Source organism: Sorangium sp. So ce117 (assembly GCF_051524395.1).
GTDB lineage: Bacteria > Myxococcota_A > Polyangia > Polyangiales > Polyangiaceae > Sorangium > Sorangium cellulosum_B.
Genome location: NZ_CP150309.1, coordinates 4,748,655 through 4,765,037, shown reverse-complemented (window position 1 = coordinate 4,765,037; position 16,383 = coordinate 4,748,655). Strand labels below are relative to the sequence as shown.

12 protein-coding genes are annotated in these 16,383 nt (G+C 71.1%); 8 read left to right on the top strand and 4 right to left on the bottom strand.

Translation table 11 applies throughout. The annotated features are described in order from the left end of the window. Positions 1–9 precede the first annotated feature (9 nt). The 8 genes from WMF46_RS17710 to WMF46_RS17675 all read left to right on the top strand — a co-directional run bounded on the left by WMF46_RS17710 (position 10) and on the right by WMF46_RS17675 (position 12,461). Positions 10–4,005 (top strand): DUF6531 domain-containing protein, encoded by a 3,996-nt coding sequence (locus tag WMF46_RS17710; RefSeq protein WP_437986679.1) that lies wholly within the window; start codon positions 10–12, stop codon positions 4,003–4,005. 1 nt (position 4,006) lies between these two features. Then, on the top strand, positions 4,007–4,921 hold the full coding sequence (locus WMF46_RS17705) for a hypothetical protein (protein ID WP_437986678.1): 915 nt from the start codon (positions 4,007–4,009) through the stop codon (positions 4,919–4,921). A gap of 5 nt (positions 4,922–4,926) precedes the next feature. Continuing rightward, a complete protein-coding gene (locus WMF46_RS17700) occupies positions 4,927–7,467 on the top strand; it encodes a type VI secretion system Vgr family protein (RefSeq protein ID WP_437986677.1) in 2,541 nt (846 codons plus the stop codon). Further along, on the top strand, positions 7,467–8,429 hold the full coding sequence (locus tag WMF46_RS17695) for a hypothetical protein (protein WP_437986676.1): 963 nt from the start codon (positions 7,467–7,469) through the stop codon (positions 8,427–8,429). The genes WMF46_RS17700 and WMF46_RS17695 overlap by 1 nt, the downstream gene beginning before the upstream one ends. Continuing rightward, complete coding sequence (locus tag WMF46_RS17690; protein WP_437986675.1) at positions 8,426–9,757, top strand: hypothetical protein; 1,332 nt, start codon at positions 8,426–8,428, stop codon at positions 9,755–9,757. Before WMF46_RS17695 ends, WMF46_RS17690 begins: the two co-directional genes overlap by 4 nt. A 6-nt stretch (positions 9,758–9,763) precedes the next feature. After that, positions 9,764–11,224 carry a hypothetical protein gene (locus WMF46_RS17685; protein ID WP_437986674.1) on the top strand — a complete coding sequence of 487 codons (1,461 nt, stop codon included), beginning with the start codon at positions 9,764–9,766 and terminating at the stop codon, positions 11,222–11,224. Continuing rightward, the gene (locus WMF46_RS17680; RefSeq protein ID WP_437986673.1) at positions 11,221–11,346 is read left to right on the top strand and encodes a hypothetical protein; all 126 of its coding nucleotides are present in this window, start codon (positions 11,221–11,223) and stop codon (positions 11,344–11,346) included. Before WMF46_RS17685 ends, WMF46_RS17680 begins: the two co-directional genes overlap by 4 nt. Before the next feature lie 92 nt (positions 11,347–11,438). Then, complete coding sequence (locus WMF46_RS17675; RefSeq protein WP_437986672.1) at positions 11,439–12,461, top strand: zinc-dependent alcohol dehydrogenase family protein; 1,023 nt, start codon at positions 11,439–11,441, stop codon at positions 12,459–12,461. 129 nt (positions 12,462–12,590) lie between these two features. Here the strand turns inward: WMF46_RS17675 and WMF46_RS17670 are convergent, their stop codons facing one another. The 4 genes from WMF46_RS17670 to WMF46_RS17655 form a co-directional block, all read right to left on the bottom strand. Then, entirely contained in the window at positions 12,591–13,205 is a 615-nt protein-coding gene (locus WMF46_RS17670; protein ID WP_437986671.1) for a hypothetical protein, read from the bottom strand. Continuing rightward, a complete protein-coding gene (locus tag WMF46_RS17665) occupies positions 13,202–13,972 on the bottom strand; it encodes a hypothetical protein (RefSeq protein ID WP_437986670.1) in 771 nt (256 codons plus the stop codon). Before WMF46_RS17665 ends, WMF46_RS17670 begins: the two co-directional genes overlap by 4 nt. Before the next feature lie 287 nt (positions 13,973–14,259). Further along, the gene (locus WMF46_RS17660) at positions 14,260–14,973 is read right to left on the bottom strand and encodes a hypothetical protein (protein ID WP_437986669.1); all 714 of its coding nucleotides are present in this window, start codon (positions 14,971–14,973) and stop codon (positions 14,260–14,262) included. After that, positions 14,970–16,205, bottom strand: coding sequence for an AAA family ATPase (locus WMF46_RS17655; protein ID WP_437986668.1), 1,236 nt, complete (start codon positions 16,203–16,205; stop codon positions 14,970–14,972). Before WMF46_RS17655 ends, WMF46_RS17660 begins: the two co-directional genes overlap by 4 nt. Positions 16,206–16,383 lie beyond the last annotated feature (178 nt).

Below are 16,383 nucleotides of genomic sequence, written 5' to 3'. Positions count from 1 at the left end.
GGAGCGACCATGAGCAGCGTCGGCAAGAAGGAGATCGCCACCAAGAAGAGCGGCCACGGCGCCGTCGCCCCCGGCGCGATCAGCCCGGTCAGCCCGCCGGCGCCCCCCGTCCCGACGCCCTTCCTGTACACGGCGCGCAGCGCCAACAAGAGCGGGACCGAGCACAACTCCAGCTACTGGATCTGGGACACGCAGGCGCTGGTCGAGGGCAGCCAGATGGACGTCGACCCGCCCGCGAACGCGCCGTCGAAGACCGCCGGCGGAGACCTCGTGACGCACGCCGACACGAAGATCGCCGTCATGAAGACCGGCTCGATGGTCGTGAAGGCGGCCGGCAAGAACGTGTGCGGGACCGGCGATCTCGTGAACATGAACGTGCTGACCGCCGAGCAGAGCATCGCTCAGATGGTCGTTCCCCTGCTCAACAAGGTCGATCTCGCCCGTGCGTCGAAGTCGACCGCCCACGCGCACAGGGTCAACGAGGAGTACTATCGCGCGTTCCACCCCGAGCGCGCCAACCAGACGAACGTCGGCGATCCGATCGACGTCGGCACCGGCTTCGTTGTCGACGAGGGCACGGACCTGAGGCTGCCCGGACCGATCGAGCTGGTGTGGCGGAGGACGTACTCGTCGGGCTACCACAGGAGGACGACGGCGCTCGGCAAGGGGGGGTGGGTGCACTCCTTCGAGCAGTGGATACAGCCGAGCGAGCGGGTGATCCGGCTCCACGACGAGGAGGGGCTGCCTGTCGACTTCGCCGTCCCGCCGCCGGAGGGGGTCAGCTTCCACCGGGGCCGGCGCCTGGAGCTCCGCGCCGTCGGCAAGCGCTACCAGGTCCGGAGCCTGAAAGACCGGCTCGTGCGGGAGTTCAGCGCGCTGCCGAACGGCCGCTTCGCGCTCGCCGCGATCACCGATCCGTACCAGCACCGGATCGAGCTCGAGTACCGCGGGAGCTCGCTCGTGCGCATCGCCGGCAGCTGCGGCCGCGACGTCCGCGTGATGAGCAACGAGAAAGGCCGCGTGGTCCGCGTCGAGGTCTGGGCGCGCGCCCCGGGGAGCGACGAGGCGCCTGCGCTCCAGGCCTGGTTCGATTACGACTATCATGTCGAGGGGACGCTCGCCTCCCACACCAATGCGCTCTCGCACGTCAAGCGATGGGACTACGACGGTCTGCACCGCATGGTGAAGACGACGGCGCGGAACGGGATCTCGTTCCGCTACGAGTACGACGAGGAGACCGGCCGGTGCGTGCGGACCTGGGGCGACGGGGGCCTCCACGACGTCCGCCTGGTGACCGACGACGACGCGGGCGAGGCGCGGACCCACGGCACGAGCCGCGCGCGGCGATATCACGTGAAAGACGGCATCGTGGTGCGCGAGGAGACCTTCGACGGCGGCTGGGCGTCGGAGCGCGAGCTCGATGGCGATGGGCTCCTCATCCGCCGGGGCAACGCCGCCGGCGAGGCGATGACGTACGAGCACGACGCGCGCGGGAACCTCGTGAAGGAGACCGACCCGGCGGGCAACGCCACGGCGTGGGAGATCGAGGCCGACGCGCCTGTGCGGCGGATCGACGCTGCGGGCCGCGAGATGCGCTACCGGTACGACGCGCATGGCGCGCTGATGAGCGTCACGCTCCCGACGGGCGCGTCCTTCAGCCTGACGCGCGACACGGACGGGCGCGTCGTCGGCGCCTTCGGTCCGAACGGCACGCTCGCGACGTTCACCTACGATGAGCACGGGAACCTCGCGTCGGAGACCTCGGGGCGCGGCGAGACGACCTGGTACCACCACGACGCGCTCGGCAGGCCCGTGGCGCGGGTCGAGGCGTCGGGCCATGTCACGCGCACCGAGCTCGATCGGCTCGGCCAGGTGCTCGCCCTGGTGCGGGCCGACGGCGCGCGCCTGACGGCGAGCTACGACCCGGTGGGAAACGTCACAAGCGCGACCGACGCAGCGGGCAGGACGACCCGCTTCGAGTACAGCGGAACAGGGCACCTGGCGAGGATCGTCCCGCCGGACGGGCAGGTGGTCGCCCTCCTGCACGACGCGGACGAGCGGCCGATCGAGATCATCAACGCGCTGCTCGAGCGCTATCGCCTGGAGTACGACCGCGCCGATCGCGTGGTGTCGGAGCGGACCTTCGATGGACGGCTGATCACGTACCGCCACGATCGTGGGGGGCGGGTCGCGCGGATCGACTATCCCGACGGCGAATGGCGCGAGCTCGCCTACGACAAGCTCGGGAACGTCGTGGAGGACCGCGGGGCCGACGTCCAGATCACGTTCGAGCGCGACGCGCTCGGGCGGATCGTCCGTGCGGTCTGCGCCGACGCCACGGCGAAGGTGGTGACGGAGATCGAGCGTGACAGCCTGGGGCAGGTCGTCGCCGAGCGCCAGGACGGGCGCACCATCCGCTACGAAGTCGACGCATGCGGCCGGCGCACGGCGCGCGTCGCGCCGGGAGGCGAGCGGACGGAGTACCGCTATGACGACGACGATCTGCTCGTGGGGATCACGCACGAAGGACGAGCTGTATCCATCCTGCGCGACGGGGAGGGCCGGGAGCGGCGCCGCGACTTCGGCGCCTTTCGACTGGAGCACGACCACGACGCCCTGGGGCGGCTCGTGCAGCAGCAGGTGATCTCCACGGAAGCGGCGGGCGCCGCGAGCCTGGTCGTGAGGCGGCTGTATGGCTATGACACGGCAGGCCGCCTGACGTCGGTGAGCGACGGGCCCGACGGGCAGGGCGGCGCCACAACGACGTACCGCTACGATCGCGCGGATCAGCTGCTGGAGGCGGCGAGCAGCAGGCTGCGCGAGGCGTTCGAGTACGACCCCACGGGCTCCCTCGTGGGCGCGGTGCGCGGTGGTGGATCAGCGGATGTCGCGCGACGCTGGTCGCTCGGCCCGGGGAACGTGCTGAGAGCGGCGGGCGGCGCGCGCTATCGGGTCGACGGTCGCGGCAGGCGTATCCAGCGCATCGAGAGAGGCGCGGGCGGCGGCGAGGAGGTGACGATCTACGGCTGGGACACCAGGGATCGGCTCAGGGAGGTCGTCCTCCCCGACGGCAGGCGGGTGCGCTTCACCTACGACGCGTTCGGCCGGCGGGTCCGGAAGACCGTCCTTTCACCCTGGGATCGCTCGTCCCTCGAGGGCGGGGCGAGCGGAGGCGCGGTGGTGGAGGCGTCGGTCGACTTCCTGTGGGACGGCGACGTCGTGTGCGAGGAGAGACATGTCACGGCGCAGGGACTGCGATCCCGGATCCACGTCCACGATCCCGGCACCTTCACGCCGCTGCTCCAGGTCGAGCAGGGCATGGTCTTCGGCGTCGTCGTCGATCAGGTCGGCACGCCGAAGGAGCTCGTGGATGAGCGCGGGCGCGTGGCCTGGCGAGCCCGTCACGGCGCGTGGGGCGACGTCGTGTCGGTCGAGAGGGACCCGCACACGTTGCCCGTGGAGAGCCCGTTCCGGCTCCTCGGCCAGGTCGCGGACGACGAGACGGGCCTCTGCTCCACGAGGTTCAGGTACTTCGAGCCGGCGTGTGGAAGGTGGCTCTCGCCGGATCCCATCAACATCCATGGCGGGTTGAACCTGATGGCGTTCGGCGGGGCGCCGACCGAGACGGTAGATCCCCTGGGTCTGGCGTATGACCCATGGCAGCCGCACTCCCCCGGTACCCAGGACTGGAACGACGGGAAAGGCACGCACTTCTACACCAACAACCCGGGCGTCGAGCTGGGAGTCCGGACCGACGGCAGGGGCAACGTCACCTTCGAGCGTGTCACGGGCACCGAGAGGAGACCTGGACCGGTGCAGACCGAGATCAACACCGCGAGGGAGAGGCTGAGGACCGACGCGGGCTGGCGATGGCAGCTGCTCCGGAACCTCTCTGAGGGCATCCAGCGCGCCTCGACAGGGACCCCGAGCGACAGGGCCCTCGCCGCGAGGATGGAACAGGTCAGGGCCGCTCTGGCGAGGCTCATCGCCCACAAGGGTCATTGATATGCTCCTGCCGCGACCCACCGTCGACTTCATGAACGAGCTCGCCGCGCGCCGCGCGCCCGAGATCGAGCTCTATCAGGAGCTGGGCTTCCCGGACTTCTTCTTCACCGACGGCGAGCTCTCCGGGCCTCCCCGCGAGGTTCAGTTCCTCACGTATGGACCTAGCGAGTGTGAGGTGATGCTGAAGGGGAGCCGGGTGCTCGGTCATCCACACAGGGTCACGGCGGAAGAGGTCGACGCGGTCCCATGGGATGGTGTGGCGCGGCCGAGGACGTTCCGGGAGTACCGGGCGCACGTGCAGTCCCTCACGCCGTCGATCGCGCCGAAGTCTCCCCTCGGACGGGCGCTCAAGGAGCTCCGGTCGGTGGACCGACGCTTTCGCAGCGCAGAATGGCTCCGGTTGATCGACTGGTGGGCGCTGAGCCGTGTGACGCGCGAGAGGCACCTGGAGCCGCTGCTGAAGAGCGCGCTCCAGCAGATCGGAGCCGCGTTCGACGGCGGCAGCTTGACCGCTCTCCGGCTCGCCGCGGAGCTGATCGCGCCCGGCTTCGCGAGGCAGACGCTCGTCGACGCGGGCCTCTGGCCGCCGTCGCGCCTCGGCGTCTCCGCGGCACGCCTGGAAGGCGCCTTCCCGGCGGGGTACCCGGACCGGTACAGGGTGTATTGCCGCGCGTCCGGGGAGCACCTCGGCCCCCTGTACCAGGTGCGGCCTCGGCTCGACCGCGATCTTCAGGAGGAGGAGCTCTTCGCCGAGGAGGATCGGCGGACGAGCTGGCCGCTGGGGGTCGCCGGCTACGCCCTCACCGGCGACGGCAAGCTCTGGCGGCGGGAGAAGCACGGATGGCGTGGCCTCGGCCCCGCGATGGACGCGCTGCTCGTGCGGCCTCCGAAGGCCGAACGAAGGCGCTCGGGCTGACTCCCATGCACGTCACGCTCTCCCTCGATCCCCCGGCGACGACCCGCTCCATCGCGCTCCGGGTCGCGAGCGCGCTCGGCGGCGCGACGCGCGCCGAGATCGACGTGTCCGCGCCGGAGCCGCTCGACTGCGAGGCCCTCACGGGGACGCCCGCGCGCATCGAGATCAGCGGCGACGACGGCGCGATCGCGGTGCACCACGGCATCGTCGCCGGGATCACCGCGAGCGCCACCGTGGACCCGGGCGCGCAGCGGCTCTACACGCTCGACGTCCGCTCGGCCATCGAGTGGCTGACGCTGCGCAAGGACGCGCGGGTGTTCCGCAAGACGACCGCCGCGGCGATCGTGGAGGAGCTCCTCGCCGGTGTCGGCATCCGGGACGACGCCTTCGTGAACGAGGCAGAGCCGCCGCCCGAGCGCGACCACGTGACCCAGTGGAACGAGACCGACGCCGTCTTCCTGCGCCGGATCTGCGAGGAAGAGGGCCTGTTCTTCCGGTTCGATCCGAAGGAAGGGTTCGACGCGTTCGTCCTGTGCGACCGGTCCGACGCGGCGCCCGACGGCCTGTCGGATCCCCTGATGTTCGTCGATGGATCGGGCCTGGTTCCGGGGCAGCGCGTGGCGTTCGCCGCCAGGCAGATCCGCAGGCGCCGGCCCGGCAAGGTGGCCCTCCGCGATCACGACCCGGCCAGGCCGGCCGTGAAGCTCGAGGCCAGGGCCGAGGGCGGACTCGAGCCGGAGAAGGCCGTGGAGGTCTACCAGGCGCCCGGCCGGTTCCGGACCGACGGCGAGGGGCAGCGCGAGGCGACGCTGCGGCTCGAGGCGCTGCGGGCCGACGCCGATGTGCTCGAGTTCGACACGACGGCCCTCGAGCTCCGCCCCGGCGTGCAGTTCGAGGCGGACGCGACGCTCGCCGTGGGGCTGGCGCCGAGCGGCAAGTACTTCGTCGTCGAGACCTCGCTGACGTGGCGCGCGGGCGAGCCGGAAGGCCGGATGTCCGTGAAGGCGATCCCGCTGGGCGTGCCGTACAGGCTCCCGCGTGCCACCCCTCGCCCGCGCGTCCCGGGGATCCTGAGCGCCACGGTGACCGGCGCGAGCGGCGAGGAGATCCACACCGACGCGGCCGGCTGCGTGCGCGTCACGTTTCCCTGGGATCGCGGGGGTCCGAAGGACGAGACCGCGAGCCTGCCAGTCCGCGTGATGCAGGCCCATCTCCCGGGGTCCATGCTCGTCCCGCGCGTGGGCTGGGAGGTCCTTGTGGGCTTCGAGGACGGCGATCCGGATCGGCCCTACGTGCTCGGGCGCTCGTTCAACGGCCGGCAGCTGCCAGCGTTCGGGTTGCCCGCCAACAAGACGATGACGGCGTTCGGCACGGTGAGCTCTCCCGGCGGCGGCAAGGCCAACATGATCACGCTGGAGGACGCCGCCGGGCGGCAGCACATGGTGTGGAACGCCGGCTTCGGCAAGACGACGACGGTCGGGGCCGACATGCAGAACCAGACCGTGGGGTTCGAGAACATCCACATCAAGGGAGCGCAATCGTGGCAGATCGGCGGCAATGAGACGCTGTCGCTCGAGAACGCGTGGACGGTCGGCGTCGACAGCCAGACGGCCTCCGTGGGTGGCAATCAGGACATCACGATCAACGCCACCGGCATGACGAAGGTGGGGAGCGAGAGCGTCTCGATCGGCGCGAACCTCATCGAGCAGGTGGGTGATCCGATCAGCGGGCTCAAGGGTTTCGCGGAATCGGCGGTGCTGGCCGGGGTCGGCCAGATCCCCGGGGTCGGCGCCGCCCTCTCGAGGGGCTACACCTGGGGAAAGGCGCTGGGCGAGGGATACCGCCGAGGCGGGTGGAGCGGCCTGGGAACGGCCGCGGTGCGGACGGGCCTTGGCGAGGTCGCCGGTCGGATCCCCGGCGGCGACGCCATCGTCGCGGCCGCCGACAGCGCCGGGCTCACGCCGTGGTCCGAGCAGGCCCAGCAACGCGCGGCCGAACAGCAGGGCGGAGGCGGCGCTGCGGGCCCCGGCGGCGCGGGCGCCGGTGCGGCCGCCGCCGCGCCGGGGCACCGGAAGCTGGTCGTGAACGGCACGACCACCGAGGTGATAGGCGCCGTCCACGCCATCCAGACGCCGGGATCTCTCAAGTGGACGACCCTCGGCGCATCGAGCTTCGCCATCGGAGGGAGCCACGCCACCTCCGCCGTCCGCATCTCGCGCCTCACGATGGCCGCGTCGGCGGACACCGCGGCGGCGACCTCGCTCCGGGCGAGGGCCGGGCTCGGGCGCAACGTCAAGACCGCCCATACCCTCAAGGCGGGCGGCGCCATCCAGCTCGATGCCGGCGCGGAGTTCGCCGTGAAGGCCGGTGGCGCGCTGTCGATCCAGGCGGGTGGGGCCATCACGCTCGACGGCGGCACCGTGGTGTTCGACGTCGGCGACGGCGCGTCCACGGTCTCGGTGCACGGCGGCGGGCTCACCCTCGAGTCCGCGACGATCACCATCAACGGCGAGACCCAGCACACTGGCAAGGAGAACGCCGGCTGATGGCGCTCTCCGTCGCCGAGATCGCCCTTGTCTCGCCGCTCGGGTCGAGCCCGAGCGAGCACGTCTTCTTCCATCGAGCGGAGGTCAATCCGCACGCGAGCGGCGCGTTCACGACCCGCGACGGGGAGTCCCTCCCCGTCCACCACTGCCCGTGGATCGCCGCTTCACGCCCGTGGTCGTCGCGGATCCGCCTGCTCGCGAAGCAGGCCCTCGCGCGCGCGGCGCCCGGGTCGAGGAAGACACCCATCCTCCTCGTCGCGCCCCGCGAGGCGCTGGAGGGCGAGGCGGACGTCGCGCGGTTCCTGACGCTCGCGGGTCACGCCGTCGTGAGCCAGCGATCGGGGGCAGCGGGGTATGTGCTGGCCCTGAAGGAGGCGGAAGATGTTCTCCGGCAAGATCCAGAGGTGGTGGTGCTCGCCGTCGACTCCCGGATCCACCGGCCGGACATCGAGCGGTGGCTCGAGCTGCGCTATTCGGCCTTCACGCGCAATCCGCTGCCGCCCTCGGAGGGCGCCGCCGCGATGCGGCTCGTCGCGGGCGCGCAGGCGCCGCTCGCGGGCAAGGTGCACTCGTACGCCGTCGCGGAGAGCGAGGCCCGCGACGACAACGATCTGCCCACGGACGGCGCCGCGCTCACGCGCGTGTTCGCGGCGCTCCGGCTCCGTCCGACGGTGCCGCTCGTCGTCGGCCCTCGCGACGTGGATCCGCTCCGGATCCGCGATTTCCACCTCGCCTCCGTGCGTCACCACGCGAGGCTCGGGCGCGCGGAGATGCCGAGCTTCGAGGGGCAGATCGGCGCCCTCGGCAGCGCCGCAGGCCTGATGTCGGCGGTCTTCGCGCTGGCCTGGCTGCGGCACGGCCTCCCCCTCCCCGGGCCGGCGCGCGAGCGTGTCGCGCTGGCCTGGGCTCGATCGTGCGATGGAACCGTTGGCGCCGCGCTCGTGGGAGACGAGCGGTCATGAGCGTCCGGCAGGCTTCTGCTGGGCTCCGGCGGGTGCTCCCCTCCCCGCCCCTCACCGAGCGAGAGCCGCTGCCCGCGGATCGGGATCTGCACGCGCTCGCGTGGCAAGGCGAGGTCCGCCTCGACGCCGAGCGGGCGGCGGGGCTCACCGCGGCGCTCTGGCAGCGGCACGTGCGGACCGGTCTCCTGGAGCGGGCGCTGGTGCTGGGGGCCGATCACCGCGCGGGGCCGCACCTCGATCGGCCCGAGGCCGCGCGCCGCCTCCTCGCGCACATCGACGCGCTCGCGGAGGCCGGGCTGACGCCCGTCGAGCTCGCCGCGTTCGCGGAGGAGGCGGACCTCGATCACCCGGGCACTTCGTGGGCGCTGGCGGTCCTCTTCGGCTGCCTGGAGGTGCATGGCGTGGAGGACGCGTTCGAGGCGTGGCTCACGTCCCTGGACGGCTCGGCCTTCCCCACCTACCGAGGCATCGTCGAGCTCGCCGACGCGATAGCGACCCAGCCGAGCGCGGATCTGCGTGAGCGCGCGCGGCGCTGGGCGGCGCGCCTGGAGCAGCCGGTCCTCTCCGCGATCGCGCTCGAGGTGACGCCTCCCGGCGAGCTCCCGGGTGACGCGCTCGCCGCCCTGGCGCGGGCGCAGAGCCCCATCGTCCAGGCGGCCCTCGAGCGGTATCTCTCGCGGGCGCCGCGCGGCGCCGCGCCCGCCGCGCCGGGCCGCGCGTCGTGGCTCGACGTGGCGACCCCTGCGTTCGCCCACGAGGTGGCGCGCGCGCGCATCCTCCAGCGGGACTTCGAGCCGCTGCACCGGGTACGGAGCATGGATCCTCGCGCCGTCGCCGCGCTCGGCCCGTACGCGCTCGACGTGATCGCGCTCGCGGGGGATGCGGGCGATCAGGCCCTCGCGCGCGATCTCGCGGCGGGCTTTCCCACGACCCCGCGCTCGCTCGACGCCATGGGGCGGATCGGGCTGCCTTCCCTGTTTCCGCGCCTCCTCGCGGAGGTGGGGAGCGACGAGCTCCACGAGGACGCGCACGGCGCGCTCGTGACCGCGCTCGGATCGCGCGTCGCGTGGCCCTCCGCGAAGGCGTGGGAGGAGGCGATCGCGTCCCTCCCCGCGACCGCCGCGCCGACGCGCCTCCGGGGGGGCGAGCCTCATTCTCCGCGATCGGTGCTCGAGGAGATGAGGCGCCCGGACCTGTCCGCCGAGGCCTTGCGCGTGCGCGCCGACGAGCTCCTCGCGCGGGCCGGCCGACCGGCGCAGGTGGCGTGGGACGCGTTCGGGGCGACATTGGAAGGAGCCTTGTCCGAACTGGCTCGCCTCGCGCGCTGAGGGCTTATGTCACAGGAGACGGTCATCTCGCTGGAATCGTACGCTGCCGTGATGGCCGGCCTCGGGGCGGGGCTCGACCTGCGGCGAGCCCTCGCGCACGCCGGCGTCGCTCCGGCGGCGTGGGAGCAGGCTTCCGAGCAGTGGCAGGCCAGGATCGACGAGAGCGCCGCGTCGGATCTCGCCGTGCTTGTGGCCTTCGACGCCGCCCTGCTGACCGCGAAGCGGCGGTTCGAGCCGACGTTCGAGCCCATCGAGTCGGATGTCCGCGCGTGGGCCCATTTCCGCCGGCACTTCGTGACCGCGGCGGAGCCGATCGCGTTCCTCGCGCGCCACGACCTCGATCTCGCGACGTACGCGCGCATCGAGGCGGGCTGGGCGAACCGCGTCCTTCTGGACGAGATGCTCGCCGCGACGCTTCGAGGCCACATGGAGGGCGCTCTCGAGGACTGCCCTGCCCTGACGAGGACGCCTTCGCCGCTGCTCGCCGCGACGGACGCGGAGCTGGCGCCGGCGATGGTCGTGGCGTCGCCGGCGATCGTGACGCCGGCAGTCGTGGCGCAGCAGGTCGTGGCGCAGCAGGTCGTGCAGCCCCCCGCGGTGGTTCAGGCGCAGGTCGCGAGCGAGATCGTGGAGCCGCCTCGGTCGCCTCCGCCTCCGCCTCCGACGCCTCCGTCGATGCGCGACGCTCGTGCTGCCCCGGCGAGCATCCCGATGGGGAGGACCGTGGCGGTTTCGGCCGTCCCGTTCCCCGAAGGCCTGCCGTTCCGGCGGCCCGCCCCGCCGGGTCAGGCGAAGGCGGAAGAGGCACCGCCGCCCATCCCGCTGGAGCGGTATGCGGTGATGCTCGCCGACCACACGCTCTTCGGCATGACGGAGGCGCAGCTCTGCGAGAAACACCAGCTGACGCCTGCGCAACGGGCGCAGGCGTTCCAGTACTGGAAGGGTCGAGTCGACGCGGACGCCGCGCTCAGGGGCCGCGTGAAGGTCGCTGTGGATCGTTATCAGGCAGCCCGCGCCAAGGCGGGACAACACGCTCCCGAGCGATCGTCCCCACGACAGCCGGCCATCGTGCAGGCGCCCACCCCTCCGGCCGCCGAGCGGCGCGTCGACTTCAACAGGACCGTCGATCCGGGCGAGGTCGTGATGTCGCCCATCTTGCCGTTCCTGGCCGGTTCCTCGCCCGCGCCGAGGCCGACCGCGAGCGCGAGCGCCGAGACGCAAGGCGCCGCCGGCGGGCCCGGTCAGCTCTCGCTGGAGCAATACGCATCGCTCACCGTCGATCTCTCGCTCGATCCGGAGCGCACCCCGGAGACGCTCCGTCGCTACGGCCTCACGCCCGCGCAGAGGACGCTCGTGGACGCCACCTGGACGGCGAGGCTCGCCCAGAACGCCGCCGAGCGCAGCGCGTTCGAGGCGGCCCGTGCCTCGTACCGAGCGTGGCGCCTCCGCAACACGAGCAAGCCGTGATCGTGCAGGCGCGCGGTGCGCGGCGCGGCGCGCGGCGCGCGGCGCGCGAGAAGCTCCCGGTCTCGACTGTGGGCGGCGACGAGCAGCTCGATCGCGGCGAGCGAGACCATGATCTGTGCTGAAATGGCACAGGTGACGTTCCCTCGCGCGGACTACTGCACCCGGAGGAACGGATCTACGGATGGGGTGTCCAGGAAAGATTGGAGGACACGCCATGAAGACTGTCATCATTCGGAAGAACGCTTCGGAGTCCGACGCGTGGACGCTCGCCGAGCGCCCCGCACCCAGGCCCGGTCCGGGGCAGGTTCTCGTGCGCGTCCGCGCGGCGTCGCTCAACTACCGTGACCTCATGGTCGTGCGCGGCCGGTACGGCGGGGAGCGCAAGGACGAGCTTGTCCCGCTGAGCGATGCGGCGGGCGAGGTGGTTGCGGTCGGAGCGGGCGTGCGGCGCTGGAAGGAGGGAGATCGCGTGATCTCGACGTTCTTCCCGGCGTGGGCCTCGGGGCCGTTCCGGAGGGAGTACAGCGCTGCGACGCTCGGTGCGGGCGGGAACGACGGGGTACTCGCGGAGCTGGTGGTGTTCGGGGAGGACGCGATCGTCCGCGCGCCGGCGCACCTCGGGTTCAACGAGGCGGCGACGCTGACGTGCGCCGGGGTGACGGCGTGGACCGCGCTGTTCGAGTCAGGGCCGCGGCCGGCGCCGGGGGCAACGGTGCTCGTCCAGGGGACCGGCGGGGTGTCGCTGTTCGCGGCGCAGCTGGCGCGCGCGGCGGGGCTGCGCGTGATCGCCACGTCGTCCAGCGCGGCGAAGATCGAGCGGCTGCGCGCGCTCGGCGTGACCGAGGCGATCGACTACCGGAAGCAGCCGGAGTGGCACGAAGAGGTGCTGCGGCTGACGGGGGGCGAAGGGGTGGATCGGGTGATCGAGGTGGGCGGCGCGGGGACGCTGCCACGATCGATGCAGGCGGTGAAGACGGGGGGCGTGGTGAGCTTGATCGGGCTGCTCAGCGGGGTTGGGAGCCAGATCGATCCGATGCCGATCCTGTTCCGGGCGATCCGCGTCGAGGGGACCATGGTGGGGTCACGGCAGGCGACCGTGGAGCTCGGGGCGGCGCTCGAGCTGCACGGGATCCGGCCGGTGGTTGATGAGGTCTTTCCGATCGAGCGGGCGAACGAGGCGCTCGCGAAGCTCGCGGCGGGGAAGCACTTCGGCAAGGTGGTGATCGGGCTCGACTGAGGCGAAGCGGCGGCGAGGGGGCCTCTCATCGCGCTCGAGCGCGGTACGGCACGGCGCCGGGTAGCGGACCGTGGAAAGGTCACGCAAGATCCCGGACGTGTCCGAGACGCTGGCGCTTCCCGAGATGGATCACGCCCCCAGCCGCCACCTGTCGAGCGGAAGGAGCAGCTTCTCGTTGATGGCACCCTCGTCCCCGAGCGCGGCGAGATTCAGATCGAAGTAACGATACGCGTATTCATCTCCGCCGACCCTGACCTTGTGCTCGGCCCCATTCTTCCTGTTGGCAGAGCGCGAGAGCTGGCTCCAGGCGGAGCTCCAATCGGGCTTCTTGGCTCGTGTGCGGTGCAAGCCGATCCGGAGCTCGGAGGCCGCCATCTCGGCGAGCTTGAGGCTGGCAGGGTCAGGTTCGCCGTCGCAGGAGTCATCGTAACCCGTATCCGCGATGGCATGGATATGGACCTTGCAATGAGCTCCGTTGCCAGATGCCTGCCAGACGCACTCGACCTGGTAGGCCGGCGTCAGGTCCCATGCCCAGTGTTCAGGCCGGAAGAACGGCTTCGTCGACTGGGGGAGCCTCGCGACGTTGATGGGAGCCCATCGTTCGAATTCGAAGCCCCGCTCGGCTAGAAATTCGTCTGTCAGTTGCAGCAGATCGCACAGCCGCCGATGGTAGGCGTGCAGGAGCCTGTACGCGCGACGCACATCGACGAGCGCCCCAGCCAGATCGACGTTCTTCTCGCTCACCGGATCCTCCACCGCTGGATCATGCACACCGAGCCTTCGCTCCCGAGTCGTTTTGTGGCCGTTGGCAACGACGAGAACCAGGTTTTCCTACGGTACCCCCACGCTTCGAGCGCCGCAGCCATGTCGCGCAGGAGCGCCGCTTGCGGTGATGCGCGCACCGAGGCCTCGATCGGATAGAGCACCTCGCGCAGATCCTCCCATCGGATCGTGAGCACCCCGGCGACATCGCTCGCGACCTCGCGCCGGACACGAGCAAGGTAGGCATGCCCCTCCTGCATCACGAGCCCCCCCACCGCGATGAGCCATAGCTGCTTGCTTGAGTGCACGGGAGTCGCCCGCGCCGCGCGAATCTGCTCCACCCACTGTGCCGGGTCCTGGAATCCTCTATGCTTGGCCTCGATCAGGAGCAGCGTGTCGCCCCACGAGACGAGCACATCGGGCTCGACCCGCACCTTGTTCCGCCCGCCATCGCCTGGCCGGAGGCTGGGCCAGAACGACCACGAGGGCACCCCCACGGGAGGGATCGCGGGCATCGGCGGACCATCGCCCAAGGGCTTGCTCGCGCCACGCAGGATGGCCCACGCGAGCTCGGCCGGCAGGTACTCCAGCCGCTCGAACACCATCGACGTGAGCGGGTCCTCGAGCTCCGTCAGCCCGTCCGCCGCCGTCTCCTGGGTGTTTCCCTCCTCCAGCGTGTCTCCGTCGCTTTCCTCGTCGACGCCGACCGCCACCCGGCCGAGCTTCCCGTGCAGGAGCGCCTTCAGCATGCACGACGAGGCTACAGTCTTGCTGTGCCCGCTGTCATCCGTGACAGCGTGCTCGCCACCTACGCCGTGTCGTCGCACGTGCCTCGTGGTCGTCGCCGAGCATGCGCTCCTCCGGCGCGCTTAGGCTAGAGCGGACGAGCTACGACCCCGGACCCCCCCGTCCGTCGCGCCAGCGCGGCGCTACCTCGTCGAGCTCCTCACCGCGGCGGTCGCGGTGCGCATCTTGGTCGACATGAAGGGGCGCGACGCTTCCATCCAATCGCGCGAGCTCCCTCCTCGGCCCCAGCTCAAGGCCCGAGCACGTCGAGGAGGCGACCGAGATCCGGGCAGCGGCTCAGCACCTCGGCGCGTCGAGCCGAGCCTGGCCTGATCCGAACGCGCAGGAGATCCTCGTCGTCGCGCCCCTTCTTGTAGCGCCGCTCGGAGATGATCTGGAATACCCGGTCCAGACACTCCGCCGGCTTGCGGTACTGGACTGCGAACTCCTCGGCGCCGAGCGTCGCCGGAGGAGGGACACACCTGTCCAGCAGCTCTTGAACCTGTTCGCGGCGACCTTCGGCGTGATCGAGGAGGGCGTCGGGGCACGCGACGAGCAGGCTCTCCTTGTTCCAGCGGATACAGCGCACGTACAACCTCGACGACTTCTCCTCCGAGAGCGCAGACTCTCGCACGAGGTGGTCCTTCCATGACACCTCGAAGGCGATCACCCATTGGTGCAGCGCTGCGCCGTCGCCTCCGGCGGGCGCTGGCCGCGCGCCCGGAACGAGGTTTTGCGGCCTGTCGCCGTCCGCGAGGCAAACGACACGATCGGGCGGGAGCTTCGTCTGCTTGAGCGGCGTCCGCAGGAGCCTGGGCGCCTCGTGCACGAAGTTGCCGGTGCCGCGGACGGGTCTCCCCTCCACGATCATCTCGGGAAGACCACGGTCTCTGCGCATGGCCTTGACGAGCAGGTGCAGCTCTTCGTGGTAGTCGTCCTCGTAGGCGATGACGATCGATCTCACGACACGGACATCCCGTCTTGAGGAGGCGACTCCAGCATGCCTCGGGCGCGCAGCTCCGACAGCGAATATTCCTTGAGCCAGGCGTCGAGCAGCTCGCCGTCGAGCGTCTCCACGGTGACGCCGGCGTCGCTCGAAAAGCGCGTGATGCCGAGCGACGCGGCGGGGTCCTCCAGGTGATCGAGCAGGCGGTCGGCGTGCGTGGCCGCCAGGATCGGGGTCTTCTCCGCGCGCGACTCCATCACCTTCACGAGCCGACGCATCGCCCTGGGGTGAAGGCTCCGCTCCGGCTCATCGAACGCGATCAGCGCGGGGCTGTCCGGCGCGTGCAGCGCGGCGAGCATCGCCAGGTAGACGCGCATGCCTTCGCTCATGTCGTCGAGGTAGAGGGTCGCCCCCGAGCGCTTGTCACGCCACGTCAGCGTGATCACGCCTCGGCCGGGCCCGGGAGGGAATCGCATCTCCTCGCACCAGGGAAAGACGGCCTGCAGGTCGGCGAGCAGCGCGCTCCACGTGTCAGGGTATTCCTGCGAGAGGGTGTGGAGCGCGTTGAGGAGGTCGCGCCCAGACCGCTTGATGCGGCGCGTCCGCTCCACGGGCCGCGCGTTGATGGGCTCGTGCGCGCCCTCCGAGCCGTCGGGGGCGGCGCCGAGGGCGAACGACGGATAGAAGGCGATGCTTTGCAGTGCCTCCTTGACGTGCATCGGCGTCGGGTAACGCACCTCGTCCGAGATGGCCGCGAGGCTGGAGTTCGTGAGCATCGCGCTGTCCGACTCCACCGGGGCCAGGACATCGTTCTTCCCTGTCTGGACATTGGCCGCCCAGGACGCGGCGCCGCCCTTCAGCGCGATGAACGGACGCTGGTCGAAGCCGTTTTTGTAAACCCGGACTTCTTCGTCGAGGACGGTAGGGCTCGCCCGGACGCTCCCGAAGCGGATCATGTATTCGACCGGCGCCCTCTCCCGCTGAAAGACGGGCGAGCGCTCCGAGAAGCGGGCGAGCAGCTCGATCTCGGTGCTCGTCCCGGCCCACGCGACAGCGGCCCATCCGCCCCGATCGAGGATCGCCCGCCCGGCCCGCCCGCCCGCAGCCGCGCAGATCATCGCGACTCCATCCAGGATGGAGCTCTTGCCGCTGGCGTTCTCGCCGATGAGCACCAGCGGTTTGCCTGGAGGCAGCGAGATCTCCACGTCCTTGAGCGCACGGAAGCCTTGGATGCGGATCTTCTCGAGCATGGCGGCGCTCGCCGTCTATCGCGCGGATACGGTTCGTCGTCCAGATCTCATGCACGCCGGAGCCACCGGGACGGGCCCAGGACCCCCACACGCTGCGCAGCGGCCGATCGCTCGGGGCGCCGCCGACGATCCGTTCGCCGCGTTCGACGAGGCGCCGAGCGCCTCGCAGGACGGGGTG

Coding starts and splice junctions, on each gene's coding strand:
- WMF46_RS17710 (WP_437986679.1), top strand. CDS start 10: ATGAGCAGCGTCGGCAAGAAGGAGATCGCCACCAAGAAGAGCGGCCAC.
- WMF46_RS17705 (WP_437986678.1), top strand. CDS start 4,007: ATGCTCCTGCCGCGACCCACCGTCGACTTCATGAACGAGCTCGCCGCG.
- WMF46_RS17700 (WP_437986677.1), top strand. CDS start 4,927: ATGCACGTCACGCTCTCCCTCGATCCCCCGGCGACGACCCGCTCCATC.
- WMF46_RS17695 (WP_437986676.1), top strand. CDS start 7,467: ATGGCGCTCTCCGTCGCCGAGATCGCCCTTGTCTCGCCGCTCGGGTCG.
- WMF46_RS17690 (WP_437986675.1), top strand. CDS start 8,426: ATGAGCGTCCGGCAGGCTTCTGCTGGGCTCCGGCGGGTGCTCCCCTCC.
- WMF46_RS17685 (WP_437986674.1), top strand. CDS start 9,764: ATGTCACAGGAGACGGTCATCTCGCTGGAATCGTACGCTGCCGTGATG.
- WMF46_RS17675 (WP_437986672.1), top strand. CDS start 11,439: ATGAAGACTGTCATCATTCGGAAGAACGCTTCGGAGTCCGACGCGTGG.
- WMF46_RS17665 (WP_437986670.1), bottom strand. CDS start 13,972: ATGCTGAAGGCGCTCCTGCACGGGAAGCTCGGCCGGGTGGCGGTCGGC.
- WMF46_RS17655 (WP_437986668.1), bottom strand. CDS start 16,205: ATGCTCGAGAAGATCCGCATCCAAGGCTTCCGTGCGCTCAAGGACGTG.